Source organism: Variovorax glacialis (genome assembly GCF_051216375.1).
Classification (GTDB): domain Bacteria; phylum Pseudomonadota; class Gammaproteobacteria; order Burkholderiales; family Burkholderiaceae_C; genus Variovorax.
The window spans coordinates 14,055-37,875 of record NZ_JBPJZT010000013.1 but is presented as its reverse complement, the minus strand read 5'-3'; the positions used below and the strand labels follow the sequence as shown (position 1 = coordinate 37,875).

Annotated in this window: 19 protein-coding genes; 10 read left to right on the top strand and 9 right to left on the bottom strand. The window is 66.4% G+C overall.

Going from position 1 to position 23,821, the window contains the following annotated elements; all coding sequences use genetic code 11:
* Positions 1–106 precede the first annotated feature (106 nt).
* The 8 genes from leuS (at position 107) to gshB (ending at position 11,566) form a co-directional block, all read left to right on the top strand.
* Positions 107–2,749, top strand: coding sequence for a leucine--tRNA ligase (leuS, locus tag ACSFBL_RS26770; protein WP_435518858.1), 2,643 nt, complete (start codon positions 107–109; stop codon positions 2,747–2,749).
* Entirely contained in the window at positions 2,746–3,264 is a 519-nt protein-coding gene (locus tag ACSFBL_RS26765; protein ID WP_435518857.1) for an LPS-assembly lipoprotein LptE, read from the top strand. The genes leuS and ACSFBL_RS26765 overlap by 4 nt, the downstream gene beginning before the upstream one ends.
* 6 nt (positions 3,265–3,270) lie before the next feature.
* Positions 3,271–4,335 carry a DNA polymerase III subunit delta gene (gene holA / locus ACSFBL_RS26760; protein WP_435518856.1) on the top strand — a complete coding sequence of 355 codons (1,065 nt, stop codon included), beginning with the start codon at positions 3,271–3,273 and terminating at the stop codon, positions 4,333–4,335.
* Between the two features lie 80 nt (positions 4,336–4,415).
* Entirely contained in the window at positions 4,416–5,705 is a 1,290-nt protein-coding gene (locus ACSFBL_RS26755) for a glutamate-5-semialdehyde dehydrogenase (RefSeq protein ID WP_435518855.1), read from the top strand.
* A gap of 184 nt (positions 5,706–5,889) precedes the next feature.
* Complete coding sequence (gene gshA / locus ACSFBL_RS26750; RefSeq protein WP_435518854.1) at positions 5,890–7,185, top strand: glutamate--cysteine ligase; 1,296 nt, start codon at positions 5,890–5,892, stop codon at positions 7,183–7,185.
* 149 nt (positions 7,186–7,334) lie between these two features.
* Positions 7,335–9,203, top strand: coding sequence for a potassium transporter Kup (locus tag ACSFBL_RS26745; RefSeq protein ID WP_435518960.1), 1,869 nt, complete (start codon positions 7,335–7,337; stop codon positions 9,201–9,203).
* A gap of 127 nt (positions 9,204–9,330) precedes the next feature.
* Positions 9,331–10,617 (top strand): benzoate/H(+) symporter BenE family transporter, encoded by a 1,287-nt coding sequence (locus ACSFBL_RS26740; RefSeq protein ID WP_435518853.1) that lies wholly within the window; start codon positions 9,331–9,333, stop codon positions 10,615–10,617.
* Between the two features lies 1 nt (position 10,618).
* Positions 10,619–11,566, top strand: a complete 948-nt coding sequence (gshB, locus tag ACSFBL_RS26735; RefSeq protein ID WP_435518852.1) for a glutathione synthase — start codon at positions 10,619–10,621, stop codon at positions 11,564–11,566.
* Here the strand turns inward: gshB and ACSFBL_RS26730 are convergent.
* The 3 genes from ACSFBL_RS26730 to ACSFBL_RS26720 form a co-directional block, all read right to left on the bottom strand.
* Positions 11,563–13,770, bottom strand: a complete 2,208-nt coding sequence (locus ACSFBL_RS26730; RefSeq protein WP_435518851.1) for a TonB-dependent receptor — start codon at positions 13,768–13,770, stop codon at positions 11,563–11,565. The two genes, gshB and ACSFBL_RS26730, sit on opposite strands and share 4 nt — an antisense overlap.
* 115 nt (positions 13,771–13,885) lie before the next feature.
* A complete protein-coding gene (locus tag ACSFBL_RS26725; protein ID WP_435518850.1) occupies positions 13,886–14,650 on the bottom strand; it encodes a class II glutamine amidotransferase in 765 nt (254 codons plus the stop codon).
* 150 nt (positions 14,651–14,800) lie between these two features.
* Positions 14,801–16,276 (bottom strand): MFS transporter, encoded by a 1,476-nt coding sequence (locus tag ACSFBL_RS26720; RefSeq protein WP_435518849.1) that lies wholly within the window; start codon positions 16,274–16,276, stop codon positions 14,801–14,803.
* A gap of 111 nt (positions 16,277–16,387) precedes the next feature.
* Between ACSFBL_RS26720 and ACSFBL_RS26715 the strand changes: the two genes are divergently transcribed.
* Entirely contained in the window at positions 16,388–17,701 is a 1,314-nt protein-coding gene (locus ACSFBL_RS26715; RefSeq protein ID WP_435518848.1) for a zinc-binding metallopeptidase family protein, read from the top strand.
* Here ACSFBL_RS26715 and ACSFBL_RS26710 read toward each other — a convergent pair.
* From ACSFBL_RS26710 to ACSFBL_RS26685, 6 genes are all read right to left on the bottom strand, one after another.
* Entirely contained in the window at positions 17,692–17,916 is a 225-nt protein-coding gene (locus ACSFBL_RS26710; protein ID WP_435518847.1) for a cysteine-rich CWC family protein, read from the bottom strand. The genes ACSFBL_RS26715 and ACSFBL_RS26710 overlap by 10 nt on opposite strands.
* Positions 17,916–19,172 carry a 6-phosphofructokinase gene (locus ACSFBL_RS26705; RefSeq protein ID WP_435518846.1) on the bottom strand — a complete coding sequence of 419 codons (1,257 nt, stop codon included), beginning with the start codon at positions 19,170–19,172 and terminating at the stop codon, positions 17,916–17,918. Before ACSFBL_RS26705 ends, ACSFBL_RS26710 begins: the two co-directional genes overlap by 1 nt.
* A 43-nt stretch (positions 19,173–19,215) precedes the next feature.
* Entirely contained in the window at positions 19,216–20,379 is a 1,164-nt protein-coding gene (locus ACSFBL_RS26700; RefSeq protein WP_435518845.1) for an acyl-CoA dehydrogenase family protein, read from the bottom strand.
* A 5-nt stretch (positions 20,380–20,384) separates the two neighbouring features.
* A complete protein-coding gene (locus ACSFBL_RS26695; RefSeq protein ID WP_435518844.1) occupies positions 20,385–21,179 on the bottom strand; it encodes an enoyl-CoA hydratase-related protein in 795 nt (264 codons plus the stop codon).
* 1 nt (position 21,180) lies between these two features.
* On the bottom strand, positions 21,181–22,359 hold the full coding sequence (locus ACSFBL_RS26690) for an acetyl-CoA C-acetyltransferase (RefSeq protein ID WP_435518843.1): 1,179 nt from the start codon (positions 22,357–22,359) through the stop codon (positions 21,181–21,183).
* A 126-nt stretch (positions 22,360–22,485) separates the two neighbouring features.
* Entirely contained in the window at positions 22,486–22,803 is a 318-nt protein-coding gene (locus ACSFBL_RS26685) for a DUF2917 domain-containing protein (RefSeq protein ID WP_435518842.1), read from the bottom strand.
* Between the two features lie 82 nt (positions 22,804–22,885).
* On the opposite strand from ACSFBL_RS26685, the gene ACSFBL_RS26680 reads away from it, so the two are divergent.
* Complete coding sequence (locus tag ACSFBL_RS26680) at positions 22,886–23,818, top strand: LysR substrate-binding domain-containing protein (protein ID WP_435518841.1); 933 nt, start codon at positions 22,886–22,888, stop codon at positions 23,816–23,818.
* Positions 23,819–23,821: the final 3 nt, after the last annotated feature.

Genomic DNA, 23,821 nt, shown 5'->3' with positions numbered 1-23,821 from the left:
GTTTCACCTATGGGCGGGCTTTGCGCCCTTGGGCATCCAATTTGGTGCGCGCGGAGTGGGGGGAGGTGGGGAGAGCTTGGAGCTCTGGGGGTGATAATTGCCGTCGATGAATCCCAGCTACAAACCCAGCGATGTCGAGTCCGCTGCCCAGGCTTACTGGACGGCGGCCGATGCCTATCGCGTGACCGAGGACGCGCGCAGGAAAAAGTACTACGCGTGTTCGATGCTGCCCTACCCCAGCGGCAAGCTGCACATGGGGCATGTGCGCAACTACACGATCAACGACATGCTCACGCGCTACCTGCGCATGAGCGGGTACAACGTGCTGATGCCGATGGGCTGGGACGCCTTCGGGCTGCCTGCGGAAAACGCGGCGCTGAAGAACGGCGTGCCGCCCGCGCAGTGGACCTACGAGAACATCGGCTACATGAAGAGCCAGCTCCAGGCGATGGGGCTGGCAATCGACTGGAGCCGCGAGATCGCGACTTGCGATCCGGGCTACTACAAGTGGAACCAGTGGCTGTTCCTGAAGATGCTCGAGAAGGGCATTGCCTACCGCAAGACGCAGGTCGTCAACTGGGACCCGGTGGACCAGACCGTGCTCGCCAACGAGCAGGTGATCGACGGCAAGGGCTGGCGCACGGGCGCGACCGTCGAACGCCGCGAGATCCCGGGCTACTACCTCAAGATCAGCGACTACGCCGAGGAACTGCTCGACCACACTCAGCACAAGCTGCCCGGCTGGCCCGAGCGCGTGAAGCTGATGCAGGAGAACTGGATCGGCAAGAGCGAAGGCGTGCGTTTCGCCTTCACGCACCAGATCAAGGACGACAAGGGCGAACTGATCCAGGGCGGCCGCATGTACGTCTTCACGACGCGTGCCGACACCATCATGGGCGTGACCTTCTGCGCCGTGGCGCCGGAGCATCCGCTGGCGATGCACGCCGCGAAGTCGAACCCCAAGGTCGCGGCCTTCATCGAGGAATGCAAGAGCGGCGGCACCACCGAGGCCGAACTCGCCACGCAGGAAAAGAAGGGCGTGCCCACGGGGCTCACGGTCAAGCATCCCATCACGGACGAGCAGATTCCCGTCTGGGTCGGCAACTACGTACTCATCAGCTATGGCGACGGTGCCGTGATGGGCGTGCCCGCGCATGACGAGCGCGACTTCGCCTTTGCCAACAAGTACGGCATCGAGATCATCCAGGTCGTGCTGGTCGACGACGAGCCCCACTTCGACTACCACCGCTGGCAGGACTGGTACGCCGACAAGCAGCGCGGCGTGACCATCAACTCCGACAACTTCAGCGGCATGCACTACGCCGGCGCCGTGAGAGCGGTGGCGCATGCGCTCGGCCAGAAGGGCCTGGGCGAAATGCAGACCACCTGGCGCCTGCGCGACTGGGGCGTGAGCCGCCAGCGCTACTGGGGCACGCCGATCCCAATCATCCATTGCGACGAACACGGCGCGGTGCCGGTGCCCGAGGCGGACCTGCCGGTCGTGTTGCCGACCGATTGCGTGCCCGACGGCTCGGGCAATCCGCTCGCGAAGCACGAAAGCTTCCACGCCGGCGTCGTGTGCCCGGTGTGCGGCAAGCCCGCGCGCCGCGAGACCGACACGATGGACACCTTCGTCGACAGCTCGTGGTACTTCATGCGCTACTGCGACCCGCAGAACGAAGAGTCGATGGTGGCCGAGGGCGCGAAGTACTGGATGCCGATGGACCAGTACATCGGCGGCATCGAGCACGCGATCCTGCACCTGCTCTACGCGCGCTTCTGGACCAAGGTCATGCGCGACCTGGGCCTCGTGAAGGTCGACGAACCCTTCAGCAAGCTGCTCACGCAGGGGATGGTGCTCAACCACATCTACTACACGCGCGGCGAGAAGGGCGGCAAGGACTACCACCCGCCGTCCGAAGTCACGCCCGTGCTGGATGCGCAGGGGCGCATCACCGGCGGCACGCTGGCCGACGGCACGAAGCTCGAATACGGCGGCGTCGGCAAGATGGGCAAGACCGAGCGCAACGGCGTCGACCCGCAGGACCTGATCGAGAAGTACGGTGCCGACACCGCGCGGCTCTACACGATGTTCACCGCGCCGCCCGAAGCCACGCTCGAGTGGAACGACGCGGCGGTGGAAGGGAGCTACCGCTTCCTGCGCCGGGTCTGGAACTTCGGCGTCGCGCTGCACGAGGCGCACGCCGATGCCGGCGCCGCGGGCAAGAAGGTCGAATACGGCAAGGACGCCAAGTTGCTGCGCCGCGAGGTGCACACCGTGCTGCGACAGGTCGACTACGACTACCAGCGCATGCAATACAACACCGTCGTGTCGGGCGCGATGAAGCTGCTCAACGCGCTGGAAAGCTTCAAGCCCGCCGCGGGCGATGCGGGCGATCGGTCGGCCGTGCATGAGGGCTTCGGCATCCTGCTGCGCTGCCTCTACCCGGCCACGCCGCACATCGCGCACCAGTTGTGGCAGCAGCTCGGCTACGACAAGGACATGGGCGATCTGCTCGATGCGCCTTGGCCGGTCGTCGATGTCCGCGCGCTCGAGCAGGACGAGATCGAGCTGATGCTGCAGGTCAACGGCAAGCTGCGCGGTTCGCTGCATGTGCCGGCGACCGCCTCGAAGCAGGAGATCGAGAAGATCGTGCTGGCGAGCGACGTGCTTGCCAAGCATGCGGAAGGCGCGCCCGTCAAACGTGTGATCGTGGTCCCGGGTCGTCTCGTCAACGTCGTCCTGTGAAGCGCATTTCAGCAGGCATCGTTCTTCCCCGCCGTGGTTTTCTTGCGGTGGCCGCGGGTTCGCTGGCGCTCGCCGGATGCGGCTTCGAATTGCGCAAGGCGCCCGACTTCGCATTCAAGAGCATTGCCGTGCCGGGCAACACGGTCTTCGCGAACTACCTGCGACGCAATCTGCGGGCGGCGGGCACGGTGGAGGTTCTTACCGGCGACCAGGCCGACAAGGCCGAAGCCATCTTCGACATCCTGGGCGAGAACCGCGACAACATCGTGATTTCGACCAATGCGTCGGGCCAGGTGCGCGAACTCAACCTGCGATTGACCGTGCGCTTCCGGGTGCGCGGGCAGGGCGGCAAGGAATTGCTGGCCCCGACCTCGATCCAGCAGACCCGCGACATCACCTACAACGAAACCGCGGCGCTGGCCAAGGAAGGCGAGTCCGAACTGCTGTTCCGCGACATGCAGACGGACATCGCCCAGCAGATCCTGCGTCGCCTGTCCGCGATCAAGATCGCCTGATCGCCCGTGCAACTCGCTCCGGGACAACTTGCCGCGCACCTCGCCAAGCGGGTGGCGCCGCTGTACGTCATCCATGGCGATGAAGCGCTGCTCGCGCAGGAAGCGGCCGACGCGATCCGCGCGGCGGCACGTGCGCAGGGCTACACCGAGCGAAGCTCCTATACCGTGGCCGGGGCGCATTTCGACTGGAGCGCCGTGCTCGCCGCGGGCGGCTCGCTGAGCCTCTTTGCCGATCGGCAGATCGTCGAGATCCGCATCCCGTCCGGCAAGCCCGGCAAGGACGGCAGCGCAGCGCTCCAGCAGATCGCCGAGGCCGCGCAGGGCAACGACAGCACGCTCACGCTCGTGATGCTGCCGCGACTGGACAAGGCCACGCGCACCGGCGCCTGGTTCTCGGCCCTGGAGAACAACGGCGTCGGCCTGCAGATCGAGGCCGTCGAGCGAAACGCATTGCCCCAATGGATCGCGCAACGCCTGGCGCAGCAGGGTCAGCGCGTGAAGGCCGGCGAGGAGGGCCAGCGCACGCTGCAGTTCTTTGCCGACCGCGTGGAAGGCAACCTGCTCGCCGCGCACCAGGAAATCCAGAAGCTCGCATTGCTCCATGCCGAAGGGGAACTGAGCTGGGAGCAGGTCGAGGGCGCCGTGAACAACGTCGCGCGCTATGACGTCTTCAAGCTGTCCGAGGCCGTGCTGGCCGGCAACCCGCAACGTGTCTCGCGCATGCTCGAAGGGCTGCAGGCCGAAGGCGAAGCCGAGGTGCTGGTGCACTACACCCTGGCCGAGGACATCCGGGCGCTGAAGCGCGTGAAGGACGCCATGGCGGCCGGCCGCCCCTTGCCGATGGCGCTGCGGGAGAACCGCATCTGGGGGCCGCGCGAGCGCGCCTTCGAGCGGGTGCTGCCGCGCCTGGACGATCGCGCACTCGCACGCATGCTGCGCGCGGCGCACGTGGTCGACGGCATCGTCAAGGGGCTGAAGCAGCCCGACTGGCCGGCCAACGGCTGGCAGGCCTTGCAGCGGCTCGCGCTGATGCTGTGCCGCGCCTGCGTAAGCCCCCGGCCCGCCGCGTAAGTCGGCGTCGATGCACCGGGACGGTGCGTTTCTGTCCCTTCACGTACCTGACCTTTGGCCCCCACGGCACAATCCCGGGGATGAATATGTTGAATGTCCCCGAGTACGTACGTGCACTGGGTTCGCAGGCCAAGAAGGCCTCCGTCCAGATGGCACGCGCGGACGCCGCCACCAAGAACAAGGCCCTGCGGGCCCTCGCGCGCAAGCTTCGCGCGGTCGGTGGCCCCCTGGCCGAAGCCAATGCACAGGATCTGGCGCGCGCCGAAGGCGCCGGCCTCTCCGCGCCCATGGTCGACCGGCTCAAGCTGACGCCGAAGGTCATTGAAACCGTGGCGCTGGGCTGCGAACAACTCGCTGCGATGCCGGACGTGATCGGCGAAGTCATCGGCATGAAGCAGCAGCCGAGCGGCATCCGCGTCGGGCAGATGCGCGTGCCGATCGGCGTCTTCGGCATGATCTACGAGAGCCGGCCGAACGTGACCATCGAGGCTGCGAGTCTCGCAATCAAGAGCGGCAACGCGGCGATCCTGCGTGGCGGCTCGGAGGCGATCGAATCGAACAAGGCGCTGGCCCTGCTCGTATCGGAATCGCTCGCCGAGGCGGGACTGCCCGTCGAGGCGGTGCAGCTGGTGCAGACCACCGACCGAGAGGCCGTGGGCCAGCTGATCGCCATGCCCGAATTCGTCGACGTGATCATTCCGCGCGGCGGCAAGGGCCTGATCGAGCGCATCAGCCGCGACGCCAAGGTGCCGGTGATCAAGCACCTCGACGGCAATTGCCACGTGTACGTGGACGACACGGCCGAGCTCGACATGGCGCTCAAGATCGTCGACAACGCCAAGACGCAGAAATACAGCCCCTGCAATGCCGCCGAAGGCTTGCTGGTCGCGGCTTCGATCGCCGAGACCTTCCTGCCTGAAATCGGCGCGATCTTCGCGTCCAAGGGCGTGGAGATGCGTTGCGACCCGGCGGCCGCGCGCATCCTGCGCGAAGGCCTGCATGCGCCCGGCAAGGCCGTGGTGGACGCCGTGGAATCGGACTGGTCGGAGGAATACCTGGCGGCCGTCATCAGCGTGAAGGTGGTCGAGGGCGTGGACGAGGCCATCGCGCACATCAACCGGTATTCGAGCCATCACACGGACGCGATCGTCACGCGCGACCACATGAATGCGCAGCGCTTCCTTCGTGAAGTGGATTCGGCCAGCGTGATGGTGAATGCCAGCACGCGCTTTGCCGATGGCTTCGAATTCGGGCTGGGCGCTGAAATCGGGATCAGCACGGACAAGTTCCATGCGCGCGGCCCGGTGGGCATCGAAGGCCTGACCTCCCTCAAATACGTGGTTCTGGGCCAAGGAGAGGTTCGCTCCTGACTCCCTCCCCCGCTGGGGGAGGGTTGGGGTGGGGGCTCGCGGCGCCTCCATCGCGCGCCTTGCCCCCATCCCGACCTTCCCCCAAAGGGGGAAGGAGCCGCCTGGAGCGCTTGTCATTGGGGCATCAGGCCCCAAATCTACAATCCGCTCTTAGCTCAAGCTGCAAATCCAAGAAGGCCGCCGCATGGTCCCCCATCTCGTCACCGCCCTGACCGGCCCCATCAACGAACTCGAGCAGCGCGTTCTCGATTCCACGCCTGCCATCGAACGCTGGTTCCGGCTCGAATGGATGGAGCACACGCCGCCCTTCTACAGCTCCGCCGACATCCGCAATGCCGGCTTCAAGCTGGCGCCGGTCGACACCAACCTGTATCCGGGTGGGTGGAACAACCTGACCCAGGAAATGCTGCCGCTGGCGGTGCAGGCCGCGCAGGCGGCGATCGAGAAGATCTGTCCCGAGGCGCGCAACCTGCTGGTGATCCCGGAGAACCGCGCGAGCAATACCTTTTACCTGGCCAACGTGGCGCAACTCGTGCGCATCTTTCACATGGCGGGGCTCAATGTGCGCGTGGGCTCCATCGATCCGGCGATCAAGTCGCCCAAGAAGATCGAGCTGCCGAACGGGGAGACCGTGTGCCTCGAGCCGGTGGTGCGCAGCAAGCGACGTCTCGGCCTCAAGCACTTCGATCCCTGCACGATCCTGCTCAACAACGACCTCTCGGCAGGCACGCCCGGCATCCTCGAGGACCTGCACGAGCAGTACCTGCTGCCGCCGTTGCATGCCGGCTGGTCGGTGCGACGCAAGAGCAACCACTTCCACAGCTACGAAGAAGTCTCGAAGCGCTTCGGCAAGCTGCTGGGCATCGACCCCTGGCTGATCAACCCGATGTACGCCAAGGCGGGCGATGTCGGCTTCGCGAGCGGCCAGAACATCGACGTGCTCACGAGCCATGTCGATGCGCTGCTCACCAAGGTGCGCCGCAAGTACAAGGAATACGGCATCAACGAGAAGCCGTTCGTCGTGGTCAAGGCCGACAACAGTGCGCGCGGCATGGGCGTGCTGACGGTGCGGGATGCCAAGGAAATCGAGGCCTTCGCGCAGCGTTTGCGCGGCAAGGCCGGCGCCGCCACCGACGGGCAGGATGTGAATGACCTGATCGTGCAGGAAGGCGTGCTCACCAACGAACGGGTGCACAACGGCGTGGCCGAACCCGTCGTCTACATGATGGACCGCTACGTGGTGGGTGGTTTCTACCGTGTGCATGCGGAACGCAACCCTGACGAGAACCTGAACCTGCCGGGCGCGAGCTTCGTTCCCTTGGCGTTTTCGGAGAGTGCGCACTTACCGCAACCAGGCGCGAAACCCGGGGCGAGTGCGCCCAACCGCTTCTACATGTACGGCGTGATCGGCCGCCTGGCGATGGTGGCGGCCAGCTACGAGCTCGAGGCGACCGACCCCGATGCCGAAGTTTATGAATGATTTCGCACTACATCTTGCGGGCCCTCGCGGCAGCGGCAAAATAGCGACCCCATAGCAACGCAAATTTGAGGGTGGAGGTGATGCGGCGGCCCGAAGTGGTCGGCGCCGCGCCGGGTGTGCGAACGCTCACAGCCCTTTGCATCGACCTCGTGTCCGCCCCTAAATCGTCCTCCCTCGCGTTGATCATCGCCGCCGTCGGCGTCGTCTATGGCGACATCGGCACCAGCGTGCTCTACGCGGTCAAGGAGGTGTTCGGCCACGGCCACGTCCCCTTCACCATCGAGAACGTCTACGGCATCCTGTCGATGTTCTTCTGGACGTTGACGGTCATCGTCTCGCTCAAGTACGTGGTGCTCGTGCTCCGGGCCGACAACGAAGGCGAAGGCGGACTGGTCGCGATGCTCGCGCTGGCCTCGCAGGCCGTGGTGGACAGGCCGCGCCTGCGCCACGTGCTGCTGGTGGTCGGCATCTTCGGTACCTCGCTCTTCTACGGTGACGGCGTCATCACGCCCGCGATCTCCGTGCTGTCCGCGGTCGAGGGCCTGGAGGTGGTCTCGCCGCAGTTCCGGCACTACGTGATCCCGATCACGCTGGTCGTTCTGTTCTGCCTCTTCGCGGTCCAGAAGCGCGGGACCGCGGGCATCGGGCGCTTCTTCGGCCCGATCACGCTGGTGTGGTTCGCGACGATCGCGCTGCTCGGCGTGTCGCAGATCGTTCACCACCCCGAGATCCTGAAGGCGCTGAGCCCCCACTACGCGCTGCGCTTCATGTGGGACAACCCGGGCACCAGCTTCATCATCCTGGGCGCGACCGTGCTGTGCGTGACCGGCGCCGAGGCGCTCTATGCCGACCTCGGGCACTTCGGCAAGCGTCCGATCCGCGTGGCGTGGTTCACGGTGGTGATGCCCGCGCTGACGCTCAACTATTTTGGCCAGGGCGCACTGCTGCTGGAGAACCCGCTGGCGGTGCAGAACCCCTTCTACCTGATGGCCCCCGAGTGGGCCTTGCTGCCGCTGGTGTTCCTCGCCACGGCCGCCACCGTCATCGCATCCCAGGCCCTCATCACCGGCGCGTTCAGCGTCACGCGCCAGGTGATCCAGCTCGGCTACCTGCCGCGCCTGAACATCGAGCACACGAGCGTGCGGACGGCGGGCCAGATCTACATGCCCTTCGTCAACTGGGGCCTGTTCGTTGCCATCGTGCTCGCGGTCGTCATGTTCCGCTCGTCGAGCAACCTGGCCGCGGCGTACGGCATCGCGGTGACCACCGACATGCTCATCACGACCGTGCTCACCTTCTTCGTGATCCGCTATGCATGGAAGTACCCGCTGGCCCTGTGCATCGCGGCGACCGGCGCTTTCTTCGTGGTCGACTTCCTCTTCTTCGCCTCGAACCTGCTCAAGCTGTTCGAAGGCGGATGGTTCCCGCTGATGATCGGCGGCTCGATCTTCATGCTGATGCTGACCTGGAAGGAAGGCCGACGCCTCATGGGCGAGATGCAGATGGCCGAGGCCATCGACCTGCGCGATTTCCTGGGTTCGGTCTTCGTGAACCCGCCGGCGCGCGTGGACGGCACTGCCGTGTTCATGACCGCGGAGCCGGGCGTGGTGCCCAATGCGCTGCTGCACAACCTGAAGCACAACAAGGTGATGCACGACCAGAACCTCTTCGTCACCGTGCGCAATCACGAAGTGCCGTGGATTCCGATGGACAAGCGCATCGAGATGGAGCCGCTCGGCCACCATTGCTGGCAGGTGATCGTGCACTACGGCTTCAAAAACGACGTCGACCTGCCGCGCGCGCTGGAGCATGCCCGCCTGCGCGGATGCCAGCTCGAGCCGATGGCGACCAGCTACTTCCTGTCGCGCGACGTGGTGATTCCCACGCTGGGCAGCGGCATGGCGCCATGGCGGGAGAAGCTCTTCGCGCAGATGCATCACAACGCGAGCGGCGCGGCGGACTTCCTGGGGCTTCCCAACAATGCGGTGGTCGAGCTTGGATCGAAGATAGAGATTTAGCTCGCCCCCAGGCTTGCCCACTTCGTGTGGCCGCCTACCCCCTGCCGGGGGCAACACCGGCGGACCGGCGGAGCCGGATCCGCGGTGTTTCTGGATGATGAGATGACCCCCGGGGCACAATTGGCGCATGCGTTTTTTCAAGGATCTGAGCCTTTCGGCGTTTACCGCGGGGTTTGTTGCGGTGCTCGTGGGGTTCACGAGTTCGGTTGCCATCGTGTTCCAGGCGGCGCAGGCCTTCGGCGCTACGCCGGAGATGATCTCTTCGTGGATGTGGGCGCTGGGGCTCGGGATGGGGCTGGCCTCGGCACTGCCCTCGTTGTGGTGGCGCAAGCCGGTCATGATCGCGTGGAGCACACCTGGCGCTGCGGTGCTGGCCGTGGCGGGGGCCGGCCACGGCATGAACGAGGCGGTGGGTGCCTTCATCGTCTGCGCGGTGCTGATGACGATCGCGGGCGCGACCGGCTGGTTCGAGCGCGTGATGAACAAGATTCCGATGGCGCTCGCATCGGCGCTCCTGGCCGGCGTGCTGGCGCGCTTCGGGTTGCAGGCCTTCATTGCTGCGCAGACGGCGTTGCCGCTGGTGCTGCTGATGTTCGGTACTTACTTGCTCGGCAAGCGCCTGCTTCCGCGCTACGCGGTTCCGCTGACGCTGCTGGTTGCCATCGTCTTTGTGGCTGCACGCGGCGAACTGGCGTGGGGCGCGGTGCATTTCAGCGTGGCGTCGCCGGTGTTCACGATGTCGGTCTTTACCTGGCAGGCGGCGGTCAGCCTGGCGCTGCCGCTGTTCGTGGTGACCATGGCGTCGCAGAACCTGCCGGGCGTCGCGGCCATCCGCGCCGCGGGCTACGACCTGCCGGTGTCCAGGCTGATCACGATCAGCGGATTGTTCACGCTGGTGCTCGCGCCCTTCGGCGCGTTCGCGCTCAACCTCAGCGCCATCACAGCGGCCATCTGCATGGGCCGCGAGGCGCACGAAGACCCGGCGCGCCGCTACACCGCGGCGGTGAGCTGCGGCGCGATCTACGTCGTTATCGGGCTGTTCGGCGCGGCGGTCACGGGCCTGTTGACGGCATTTCCGAAGGAATTGGTCGCCACGATCGCCGGGCTTGCGCTGCTGGGCACCATCGGCAGCGGACTCGCGGCGGCGGTGCGCGATGAATCGCACCGGGAGGCCGCGCTGATCACTTTCCTAGTCACGCTTTCGGGCGTCACGCTCCTTGGCATCGGCTCCGCCTTCTGGGGCGTGGTGGCTGGCGCCGTTGCGTTGGGCATTCAGCAACTCGGCCGCAAACCCTTCGCCGGCAAGGACATCGCGGCTGCCTGCAAGATCAGGCTCGACAAGCGGGCCGCTGGCGAGGCGGCTCCATCATCGCCTTCCTCCAGTTCGCCGCCGACAGCCGGAAAGACCTTCTGACATGCACATCCTCTTCGTTGCCGACCCGCTCGAACACTTCAAGATCTACAAGGACACGACCTTCTCGATGATGCGGGAGGCGCAGCGCCGCGGCCATACCGTGTCGGCCTGCGAGCCGAGCCACATGAGCTGGCAACGCGGCCGGCCGGTCACGGCGAAGGTGCGTGCGATCACGCTGACGGGCGACCCCGATGCGTGGTTCACCGAAGACGGGATCGTGGAACGCCCGCTGCGTGAATTCGACATCGTGCTGATGCGCAAGGACCCGCCCTTCGACGCCGAGTACATCTACGCGACGCACCTGCTCGAACAGGCCGAGCGCGAAGGCGCGCGCGTGGTCAACAAGCCGCGGGCGCTGCGCGACCATCCGGAGAAGCTCGCGATCATGGAGTTCGCGGAGTTCACCACGCCGACGCTGGTCACCCGCGATGCGGCGGCAGTGCGTGCTTTCCATGCCGAGCACCAGGACATCATCCTGAAGCCGCTCGACGGCATGGGCGGCATGGGCATCTTCCGCGTGAAGGCGGATGCGCTGAACCTCGGATCGATCGTGGAGACGCTCAACAAGAACGGCGCCGAGACCATCATGGTGCAACGCTTCGTTCCTGAGATCTCGCAAGGCGACAAGCGCGTGCTCGTGATCGGCGGCAAGCCGGTGCCATACAGCCTGGCCCGCATCCCCCAAGGCACCGAGGTCCGCGGCAACCTCGCGGCGGGCGGCAAGGGCGTTGCCCAGCCGTTGACCGACCAGGACCGCAAGATCGCCGAGGCCATCGGCCCGGTGCTGAATCAGCGCGGACTGCTGCTCATCGGGCTGGACGTCATCGGCGGGTCGCTGACCGAGATCAACGTCACCAGCCCGACGTGTTTCCAGGAGATCACCGAACAGACCGGCTTCGACGTGCCGGCCATGTTCATCGATGCGCTGGAAGCCGAACTCGCGTCTTAGAAGTCGACGCTCGCGTTGAGCACGAAGGTCCGCGGCGCGCCCATCACGAGGTAGTTGGAGCCGGGGTACCCGCCGGCCGAGGCCCAGTACGACTTGTTGAAAAGGTTGTCGACGCGCGCGCGCAGCGTGAGGAGGCGGCCGCTGCCGATGTCCATCAGATAGCGGGCACCGATGTCGAAACGGTTCCAGTCAGGCAACTGCTGCGTGTTGGCGGCGTCGGCGTATTGCTTGGACGTATAGATGAAGCGTGCATTGACTGCGAGACCCCGCACGCCCGGAATATCCCATTCAGCACCGATGTTGAGTTGCTGGTTCGGCACGCCGATCACATCCTTGCCGTCGGTCAGGCCGCCGGCGGTGCGCTCCTGCTTCGCGTCGAGCAGGGTCAGGCCGCCCAGGACGCGCAGGCCGCGAACGGGCTCCCCGAACACCGTCAGTTCGATGCCTTGATTGCGCTGTTCACCGTAGGTGCCGAAGACCTGGTTCTGGACGAACGCGAGCGGCTGTGTGGTCGAGAAAAAGGCCGCAGTCGCGCCCAAGTTGCCGTTCTCGAACTTGACGCCGATTTCCTTCTGCTTCGAATTGAACGGCGCGAATATCTGGCCGGCGTTGAGCACGAGCAGCCCCGATGACGTGGTTGCCGGCGCCACATCGCCCTTGATCAGGCCCTCGATGTAGTTGGCGTAGACGGAGACTTCCTTCGTCGCCTTGAAGACCACGCCTGCGACCGGCGTGGTCTTGCTTTCGTCGTAGTTGCCGGTCTCGAGGCCCGAGTTGTAGTCGTAGCCTGTCTGCTCGATGGTCTGGCGACGCGCGCCGAGCGCGACGAGCAGCGTGTCCTGTGCGAAAGACATCGTGTCGGCCACGGCAAAGCTGGAGGTCTTCGTCTTCTGCACGACCTGCGGATCGCTCAGCACGCCCCCGGTAAAGAGGTTGGCGACGGGCGGCAGCGACGGCACAGGCCTGTAGATGTTGCTGACCAACGTGTTGGCCGACATGGCGTAGGCGTTTCGCTCCTCGCTGTCATACGCATTGGCCGAAGCGATCACGGTGTGGCCCACCGAGCCTGTCTTGAAGGTGCCGCGCAGGCCGATTTCCCCGGTGCTGATCCTGTCCTCGCGATGGTTGTCGAAACGGCCGCTGAGGGTATCGCCAAAAATGTTCGTGAGTGTCGGGTTGGACAGCACATTGGTTTCGTCCCCGCTCCGCAGGCCGCCGGCTACCCAGCCCGTCAGGTTGTCGGTGAAGTCGACCTCGCCGCGTACGGTCCCGAAGGTGTCGCGCTCCTTCGAATAGGTCCAGGGTTGCGCAAAGTTGCTCTTGGCGTCGGGCGCAGCCGGAATCGGCAGGCCGAACGCCGGCGTCACGCTTGGGCGGCCCTCGCTGAGCTTGTAGTCCTGGTATCCGACATCGGCGGAGATGCGCACGTTGCGGTTGCGCCAGTCGAGCCCGACGCCCACCGCGGTGAGGTCCTGCTTCTCGTTGTCGACGCCGGTGCCACCATCGAGCCGAACCGCGTTCAGCCGGACGCCGGTGCTCTGGTCCGGGCCGAAGCGGCGAGCGACGTCCGCCGACGCCGAGGCTTGGCCGCCACTCTGGACGCCCACGCCGACCCGCGTCAGTGCCTCGTTCGGCGCCCGCTTGGGCAGCAGGTTGATCGCACCGCCCGGGCCGCTGCCACCGGGTGCGGCGCCGTTCAGGAAGGCATTGGCGCCGAGGAGCACTTCCACGCGCTCGAAAAATTCAGAAGAGATGTACTGGCGCGGCAACATGCCGTAGAGCCCGTTGTACGCGATGTCGTCCGACAGGACCGGAAATCCGCGCACCACGTACAACTCCTGGAAGTTGCCGAATCCCCGGGCCTGGCGGACTGACGGGTTGTTCAGCAGCACGTCGGCCACGCTCTTCGCCTGCTGGTCCTGGATCAGTTCGTTCGTGTACGTCGTGACGGAGAACGGGGTGTCCATGATGTCCTGGGTGCCAAGAATCCCGATACGGCCGCCGCGCGCCACCTGCCCGCCCGCGAAGGGCTTGCTCAGGCCTTCCGCGGACGCATCGGCGCTGGCTTCGACCGTGACGGTCGACAAGGTTGCGGCGGACTCCGCAGGCGCCGTAGGGGTGGTCTGCGCTGACGCGATCAGCGACTGGAGGGCCAACGTGGTGGCGAATGCGACTGGGCGCAGCGGGAATCGGAAGCTTGACATGACGGTTTTCGTTCTTGCAAATGAGAACCGTTATTATCTTCGCTAGACCGCAAGAACCCCCTGCGCGACCGACGCAAATCGTCGGCGGCGTTGCTTTGATGTCGAATGCGGCGGCTCAGCCCGATCGCTGACCGTCCACGAACACCGCCAGCTCCTGGGGCGAAAAGGCCGTCCAAGTCTCGTTGGTGGTCAGCGGTGCCGTCACCACGACCGCGACCCGATCGTTCGGCGTGGTGTGCTTGGCGAAGTCGATGCTCAGGTCCTCGTCGGACAGTTCCGCCGTGACGAACGGATGCTTGCGCTCCACGTACCAGAGATGCGTCGATGCATGCGCCCACAGCGCCTGCCCGTTCGACAGCATGAAGTTGAACGTGCCGTGCCTGGCCAATCGCGGTGCCAGCTCGCGCAGGGTCAGCGTGAGCTCCTCGATGCTGGGCACGCCGGCATGCGACTTGGCCATCTCTTGCATGATCCAGCAGAAGGCATGCTCGCTGTCAGTGCTGCCGACCGGATGGAAGTTGCCGTGCAGGCGCGGCCGGAAGTCCTTCAGGTCGCCGTTGTGCGCGAACACCCAGTAGCGGCCCCACAGCTCGCGAACGAAGGGGTGGCAGTTTTGGAGATTCACCGCGCCCTGCGTGGCCTTGCGGATGTGGGCGATGACGTTCCGGCTCTGGATCGGGTAGCGGCGGATCAGCTCGGCCACCGGCGATTCACAGGCCGGCTGGTGATCCACGAAATGCCGCAGGCCGCGGTCCTCGAAGAAGGCGATGCCCCAGCCGTCGGCGTGATGGTCGGTACGGCCGCCCCGCTGCGCGAACCCCGTGAAGCTGAAGGTCACGTCGGTCGGCGTGTTGCAGTTCATTCCCAGAAGCTGGCACATGTGGCTTACCCCCAGGCTCGCGCACTTCGTGTCGCTCTCCACCCCCTTTCAGGGGGCGCTCCCGGTGGACCGGCGGAGCCGGTTCCACGGGAGCCTGCGGACACGGCGCGCTTTGCGCGGCCGGGCGGTTGGTTCGTGGTTGATCTTTGGCTAGGGTAATCGACGGGGGGCTTCTTGGGTTTTTGGGGCTTGTTCTCGCAGTTGCCAGGCTGCGCAGATTGCCAGGGCGCACAGTGCGGCGAGCATGGCGAAGACTTCGTCGAAGGCGGCCAGGCGGGCCGGGCTGGTGACGGTGTTGGACAGGGAATCGCCGTGCGCGGCCAGTCGCCATTCGAGGACGATCGCGCAGAGGCTCACGCCGGCGGCGCCACCCAGCATGCGCAGGAAGTTGATGGCGCTGGCGCCCTGGGGGATGAGCGGCTTGGCCAGGGGGCGCATCGAGCCCAGGTTGAGGGACGGCAGGATGAAGCCGAGTCCGACGCGGCCGACGACGGCGAAGGCCACCAGCAACCAGATGGCGCTGTCGAGGCGCAGCACCATCATCAGGGCGAAGGATGCCGCCAGCAGCGCAAGGCCGGTACACACCAGGAGGTAGGTCGGATGCCGGTCGGCCAGCCGGCCGACGCCCGCGATCGTCACGGCCAGGACGATGCCGGCGGGCAGGAGGATGGTGCCGACGTGCGAAGCCGACAACTGCAACCCGACCTGCATGTACACCGGCAGCAGGTAGGTCGAGCCGAACAGGGCGGTTCCGTAGATGAAGGCGACCACGCTGCCCATCGCGAACTGCCGGTACTGGAACAGCGATAGGTTCATCAGCGGCGTGCCGCCGGCTGCGGCGAGGCGCTTCTGCCAGGCGAGGAAGGCGCCAAAGGCCAGACCCGCAGCGACGAGGAGCGCGGCAGCCTGCCACGGCGAGTCACCGCGCAGCGCGACCAGGCCGTTCAGCAGGCACAGCGTGCCGATCGTGCCCAGCGCGAGTCCGCGCCAGTCGAGGCCGCCGCTGCGCGCCGCGACCACGCCGCCCGGTGCGGTGGTCGGCACGAACTTGTAGGCCAGCCCGATCGAGGCGAGGCAGAACGGCACCACCATGAAGAAGATCGATCGCCAGCCGAACAGGTCGACCAGCACGCCGCCGATGCTCGGGCCGATCGCGGGTGCCAGCACCACCCCCATGCCGAAGATGCCGCTGGCGCGCCCCTGCTCATGCGGCTCGAAGGCGCGCAGGATGATGATCGCCGGAATCGGCTGCACCACGCCAGCCGCGAGGCCTTCGGCCACCCGGGCGAACAGCACCAGCGAGAAGTTGTTGGAGAGCCCGCCGAGCATGCCGCCCGCCAGCAGCAGCACCATCGTTCCGACATAGGTGCGTCGATAGCCGTAGCGCGACAGCAGCCAGGGCGTGGTGAGCATCGAGACGGTCATCGCCACCATGAAGCCCGAGCTGACCCATTGCGCCCGCTCCTGCCCGAGCGAGAAGAAATGGCTCATGCCCGGAATCGCCACGTTGACAATGGTCGACGACATGATCGAGGCCATGACGCCCACCATCACGGAAAACAGGAGGTACCAGCGGTAGCGCGGGCCATAGCGGCTGCTGAGGGATGGCGCGGGGGGATTGTTCATGGGCGGGAAATCGGCTCGGGCCGTCCTACAAGGATACGGGCGTTTGGGTACCGCGCCCGCCCGCCTCGCGCGTCCACAATGCGTTTTGCCGCCTTGACAAGATTCGCCGCCATGGAACCCGAAAACGACAACAACGAAGACCTCGCTGTCCCGCCCGTCACTTCCGACTCGCCGGACACGGCGCCGACGCTCGCCACGGAACTCAGCGCGCCCTCGGTCAGCCGTGCCTACCAGTGCCAGTGCGGCCGCCCCGTGTTCCTGCGCAACAGCCAGTGCCTGGCCTGCCAGACGCCGCTGGGCTACGTGGTCGAGAGCCTCGGCGTGATGCCTCTTGCGCCGGCCATGCATGAAGGCGCCGAGCCCGACACCTTCACCGTGTTCGGCGACACCAACGGCAAGGCCTACCGCCGATGCGCCAATCTCATGACCGAGGCCGCCTGCAACTGGATGGTGCCCGCGCCGCGCGAAGGCGACGATCCCGGCTTCAACACCGACGGGCTCGTGCCGGGCCTTTGCATTTCCTGCAGCGTCACGCGCACGATTCCGGACCTGTCCATCGAAAGCAACGGAGAACTGTGGCGAAGCCTCGAACTGGCGAAGCGCCGGCTCATCTCGCAGTTGCTCGCCCTCGGCCTGCCGGTGGTCACGCGGCTGAGCGATCCGGTCCACGGCCTCGCCTTCGACTTCCTGAGTCACATGCCGGGCGGACCGCACGTGTTGACCGGCCATGAAATGGGCGTGATCACGCTCAACGCGGAGGAGGCCGAGGACGCCGTGCGCGAGCGCATCCGCGCCGAGATGCGCGAGCCCTATCGCACGCTGCTCGGCCACTTCCGGCACGAGATCGGCCACTACTACTGGGACATCCTTGTCCTAACCACACCGTGGATCGACAGCTTCCGTGAACTCTTCGGTGACGAACGGGCCGACTACGCCACGGCACTGCGCAACCACTACGACAACGGCCCGCCCCCCGACTGGGCCAATCGCTACGTGACGAGCTATGCCAGCTCGCATCCCTGGGAAGACTGGGCCGAGACCTGGGCGCACTACCTGCACATGGCGGACACGGCGGACACCGCGATGAGCTTCGGTGTCGACGCCCAGAACGTCGAACTCACGAGCGATCTCTTCGAGCTGAGCGATCTGTGGCAGCCGGAAGACCCGAACGCCGGCAAGTTCCTGGACTTCCTAAACGGCTGGATCCGGCTCACCAACGTGCTCAACGAGCTGTCGCGCAGCATGGGCCAGCCCGACTACTACCCCTTCGTGCTGCCACGCGCGGCCGTCGGCAAGCTGCAGTTCATCCACGAAGTGATCACGGAGCAGCGCGCCCGCGGCGGCCTGCCCGTGATGGTGTCGCAGACGGACATCGCACCACCGGCGGAAGCGGACACTGCCCCGACGGCGGAAGTTCAGTCCTGACCCACCGCCTGCGCGGCGCATCGCGCGCAGATGCAGGCGAGACGACGCTTGTCGGCCGGCACACGGGCGAGCAGGTCGACGCTGAAGTCAGCCTCCATGCACCAGCAGGGCGGCTGCGCCTGACCGGTCTCGCGGGCGATTTCCATTGCGCACCTGTTCATTGCGCCGCACAGCGGGCAACGGGAAGGATCGGCCCCGGCCGCCGGCTCGCCCATTACTGGACCTCGAACGCCGGCAGCTTCTTGTCGACGGCGACGTTCTGCAGCGTGACGTAGACCGGCAGGCCGTCGCGGTAGGCGGGATAGTCCTCGCCCTGGATGAGCGGCAGCAGATAGCGGCGGCATTTTTCCGTGATGCCGTAGCCGTCGTCGGAAATGAAATCGCGCGGCATGAACTTCTCCGCATTGGCGACCGCATCCAGCGGTGCCATGCCGATGTTGTACGCGTAGGGCTCGTCGGACGTCCGGTCGATCGTCGGCATCACCGAATTCTTCCCTTCGAGCGCAAGCTCGACCGCGCGCTGGCCGAGTTCGTAGGCCTGCCGCACATCCGTGGCCGACGCGATGTGCCGCGCCGAACGCTGGAGGTAGTCCGCGACCGCCCAATGGAACTTGTGCCCCAGCGCCGCCTTGACCATTTGCGCCACCACCGGTGCCGCGCCGCCGAGCTGAGCGTGGCCGAAGGCATCCTTGGTGCCCTGCTCCGCGAGGAAGGTCCCGTCGGGATGGTGGCAGCCTTCGGACACCACCACCGTGCAATAGCCGTGGTACTTCACCAGCGCATCGACACGGGCAAGGAAGGCCGGCTGGTCGAAGGGAATTTCCGGAAACAGGATCACGACCGGAATGCCATGGTCCGCCGCCAATCCGCCGGCGGCCGCGATCCACCCTGCATGGCGACCCATTACCTCGATCACGAAGACCTTGGTCGATGTCGCTGCCATCGAGCGCACGTCCAGCGAGGCTTCGAGGGTGGACACCGCCACGTACTTCGCGACGGAACCGAAGCCGGGGCAGCAGTCCGTCAATGGCAGGTCGTTGTCGATGGTCTTCGGTACATGGATCGCTTGCAGCGGATAGCCCATCGACTGCGACAGCTGGCTCACCTTGAAACACGTGTCCGCCGAATCCCCGCCGCCGTTGTAGAAGAAATAGCCGATGCCGTGCGCCTTGAAGACCTCGATCAGGCGCTCGTACTCGCGCCGGTTCTTCTCGAGCGACTTGAGCTTGTAGCGGCACGATCCGAAGGCACCCGACGGCGTCGACCGCAGGGCCGCGATCGCCTCGGCCGACTCGCGTCCGGTGTCGATCAGGTCCTCGGTCAGGGCGCCGATGATGCCGTTGCGGCCGGCATAGACATGGCCGATGCGATCGGCATGCCGGCGCGCCGTCTCGATAACGCCGCAGGCCGAGGCGTTGATCACGGAGGTGACGCCGCCGGACTGGGCGTAGAAGGCGTTGAGGATGGGCATGCGGCATTCTCCCGCAGCCCTCCGCCGGATGCCAGTGCCCCCTTCAGCGCCCGGGCAGGCCCATCGAGCGCGTGATCACCTCTTTCATGATCTCGTTCGTACCGCCGTAGATGCGCTGCACGCGCGCGTCGGCGTACGCGCGCGTGATCGGGTACTCCCACATGAAGCCGTAGCCGCCATGCAATTGCACGCACTCGTCCATCACCTTGCACTGCAGGTCGGTGGTCCAGTACTTGGCCATGCTGGCGGTCGCGGTGTCGAGCTTCTCCTGCATCAGCAGTTCGATGCACTTGTCGACGAAGACCTGCGCCACCTGCACCTCGGTCTGCAACTCGGCCAGCGTGTAGCGCGTGTTCTGGTAGGCGCCGACGGGCTGGCCGAAGACCTTGCGGTCCTTCACGTAGGCCACGGTCTGGTCGATGGCGGCCTGGGACGCCGCCACCGCGCTGATCGCGATCTGCAGGCGTTCCCACGGCAACTGTTCCATCAGGCAAACGAAGCCGCGGTTTTCCTGCGCCGGGCCGCCGAGCAGCGCATCGGCCGGCAGCCGGACATCGTTGAAGAACAGCTCCGAGGTGTCCTGCGCCTTCAGGCCGAGCTTCTTCAGGCGCTTGCCCTTTTCGAAGCCCGGCATGCCGCGCTCCACCAGGAACAGGCTGGTGCCCTTCGCGCCGCCGGCCGGGTCGGTCTTGGCGACGACGATCACCAGGTCGGCGTGCCAGCCGTTGGTGATGAAGGTCTTGCTGCCGTTCATCAGGTAGCTGCCGTCCGGCTGCTTCAGCGCGGTCGTGCGCACCCCCTGAAGGTCGCTGCCGGCGGCCGGCTCGCTCATGGCGATGGCACCGATCATCTCGCCGCTCGCGAGCTTGGGCAGGTAGTGCTTCTTCTGCGCCTCCGTGCCGTAGCGCAGGATGTACGGCGCCACGATCTCGCTGTGCAGCGCATAGCCGACACCGGTGAAGCCGCGGATCCAGAGTTCTTCGAACTGGATCACCGAGTAGATCAGGTCGGCGCCCGCGCCGCCGTATTCCTCGGGCAGTCCCATGCAGAGAAAGCCGTTCTCGCCGGCCTTGTCCCAGACCTTGCGGTCGACATAGCCTTGCTCCTCCCAGGCGTCGTGGAAAGGCGCGATTTCCTTGTCCATGAAGCGGCGGAAGCTGTCGCGGAAGGCCTCGTGGTCGGGCGTGAATAGAGTGCGTTGAATCATCGTCATCAGCGTTTGGGGAACACGGGGGCGCGCTTCTGCAGGAAGGCCATCACGCCTTCCGCAAAGGTCGGCTGCTCGATCAGCTCGCGCTGGCGCTCGCTCTCGTAATGAAGCTGGTCCGGCAGCGAGTGCCGCTCCGACAGCTCGAAGGCCTTGCGCGCCTCGATCACCGCATGCACCGGCAGTTGCGCCAGCCGTTGTGCGATGTTCGACGCTTCGAGCAGCAGAAGTTGATCGTCGATGCAGGCCCAGATCAGGCCCCACTGCGCCGCCGTTTCGGCACCGAGCTTCTCGTCGAGCAGGGCCATGCCCATCGCGCGCGCGGGGCCGACCCGGCGCGGGATGAACCAGGTGCAGCCGAGGTCCGGCACGATGCCCAGCTTGGGCAGGAAGGGCAAATAGAAGTACGCGCTGCGCGCCGCGATGACGATGTCGCACGCCAGGGCCAGGCCCACCCCGGCGCCGGCCGCGGGTCCGTTGACCGCGCACACCACCGGCACGGGCAGCGCCCGCAATTCCTCGATCAGCGGGTTGCTCATCGACTGCATCCAGTCGGCCGTCTGATCGCCGAGCGTTTTGCCTTCCTCGGGCTGGCGCATCGCGCTCAGGTCGGCCCCCACGCAGAAGGCCTTGCCGGCGCCGGTGAGCACGACGGCGCGCACGTTGTGGTCGTTGCGTACGCGAGCGAAGGCATCGCGCAGTTCGGTCTGCAGGTCCAGCGCGATCGGGTTGAGCTTGGCGGGCAGGTTCAGCGTGATCGTCGCGACGCTGTCGTTCAACTCATAGAGAACGGGGCTCATCTCAGAGTCTCTCGACGATGGTGACGTTCGCCATGCCACCGCCCTCGCACATGGTCTGCAGGCCGTAGCGCTTGCCGCGCTGCCCGAGCGCGTTCACCAGGGTCGTCATGAGCTTCGTGCCCGATGCGCCCAGCGGGTGACCGAGCGCGATGGCGCCGCCGTTCACATTGAGCCGCGCCGGGTCCGCGCCCAGCTTCTGCAGCCAGGCCAGCGGCACGGGCGCGAAGGCTTCGTTGACTTCGTACAGGTCGACGTCCTCGATCTTCAATCCGGCCTTCTGCAGGGCACGCGCCGTCGCCGGGATCGGTGCCTCCAGCATGATCACCGGGTCGTGTCCCATCACGCTCATGTGGTGGATGCGCGCGAGCGGCTTCACGCCCAGTGCCTTCAGGCCGCGCTCGTTGACGACCAGCACGCCGCTCGCACCGTCGCAGATCTGGCTGGCGGTGGCGGCGGTGCAGCGCCCGCCCTCCGCAATCAGCTTGACGCCGGCGATGCCTTCGAGCGTTGCTTCGAAGCGAATGCCTTCGTCGACGGTGTGCATCTCGCCGCTGGAGGAGCCATCGGCCAGACGGACCTCCACCGGCACGATCTCGTCCTTGAATGCGCCTTCGCGGCTGGCGGCGATGGCGCGCCTGTGGCTCTCGAAGGCGTAGCGGTCGAGCGCGTCCTTCGAGAGGCCGTAGTTCTTCGCGATCATCTCGGCGCCCGTGAACTGGCTGAATTCGACGCCGGGATAGCGCCGCTGCATGGCGGGGCTCATGTAGGTGCCGAGCCCCGCCTTGGCGGGCAGCGCGTTGGGCGTGAACATCGGCACGCGCGTCATGCTTTCGACGCCGGCGGCGATCACGGCGTCCATGCTGCCCGACATCACCGCCTGCGCGGCGAAATGCAGCGCCTGCTGCGACGAGCCGCACTGGCGGTCGACGGAAGTGCCCGGTACCGATTCGGGCAGCTTCGAGGCCAGCACCGCGTTGCGCGCGACATTGGTCGCCTGTTCGCCCACCTGGCTCACGCAACCGAGGATCACGTCCTCTACTGCGGCGGGATCGATGCCGCTGCGCGCGACCAATGCGTCAATGGCCTGCGCCGCCAGGTCGACCGGATGCCAGCCCGCGAGCCTGCCGCCGCGGCGTCCCCCCGCGGTGCGCGCGGTGGCGACGATGTATGCCTCTGCCATGGAATGTCCTTCGTCCGAGATGTGAGGGCCCGGCGCGAACGGCAAAGCGCCGTCGATTCACGACGGCGCGTAGACCCGTGCATCCATGGCCACGAGCGTCGATGGTTCAACGCCCGGGCGCCCCGGTCAAGCCGGGGACATCCCGTGGGACCACAGTCGCCAAGGCGACGCAGGGCGTTCCGGGCGTGCGCGCTCGGCGGCCACCGTGAGTCGCTCCGCGGTGAAACGCACGCACGAGGGCTCCAGTGCCGCCACCAGCACGCGCCGATGCGAATCGCTGCGAAAGCGCTGGCCCTGTTCCAGGACGATGTCGCGCCGGTCGTGGTCCAGCGTGATCCACAGGGAGCCGCTCTGGCATTCGATGTCCACGTCGTGGGCGTCGGGCAGGGTGAAGATGGCCTTTTTCGGCATGCTGAGACTCAGGCGCTGAGGGCGGGGGGTCATCAGGGGCTCCTTGGCATTCGTCATGCGAATGAATATAGTGAGCCGCAGCGCCGATGTCATACGGCCATTCGGAACTCGTTGCATGCATCCAGAGAATGCGAAGGCGCTGGCACCGGCGGTCGAACTGCCCCCTTTGGAGCTGTTGCGCAGCTTCGAGGCCGCCGCGCGCACCCTGAGCTTCACGCAGGCGGCGGCGGAGGTGTTCCTCACGCAATCGGCGGTCAGCCGGCAGATCCAGCAGCTCGAGGCCAGTCTGGGCGTGCTGCTGTTCGAGCGGCGCCATCGCTCACTGGCGCTGACCGAAGCCGGGCGCGTGCTCCAGCGCGCGGTGGTCGAAAGCCTCGAAAGGCTTCGCGACGCCACCGCGAGGGTCCGGGCCGCGCCAGTGCTGCGGCAGGTCGCCATCACCACCACGCCGGGTTTTGCCTCGCTGTGGCTCATCCCCCGCCTCGCGCGCTTCACGGCCGACCACCCGCTGGTCGACGTGCGGGTGTCCGCCACGCTCGACGTGCTGGACCTGGAGCGCAGCCGCATCGACGTGGCCGTGCGCTTCGTGCCGATCGCGCGGGGCACCGGCCCGACGCTGTTCGAGGAATCCGTCATGCCGCTGTGCGCGCCGCGCATTGCCGCCGCGCTGCGCGTGCCGGGCGACCTGGTGGAGCAGACGCTGCTCACCGTCGATTTGCCCAACCATGCGGAGGCGCCAACTGCCGACTGGGAGCCCTGGCTCGAAGTGATGGGCCTGGCCGACCTTCGCATGAAGAACAGCTTGCGCTTCACCCAGTACGCCGATGCGGTCGCCGCCGCGGTGGCGGGCCAGGGCGTGGTGATCGGACGCCTGCCGCTGCTGCGCGAGCTGGTCCAGACCGGGCAGCTGGTCGCGCCTTTCAGCGAGGGCGCCGCCTCGCGCCGCGGCTATTTCATCGAGACCTCGCGCCGCGCGGCCGGCAACAGCGATGCGCAGGACTTCGTGCGCTGGCTGCGCGGCGAAGCCGAGGCCGCGCGAAGGGGCTGAGCG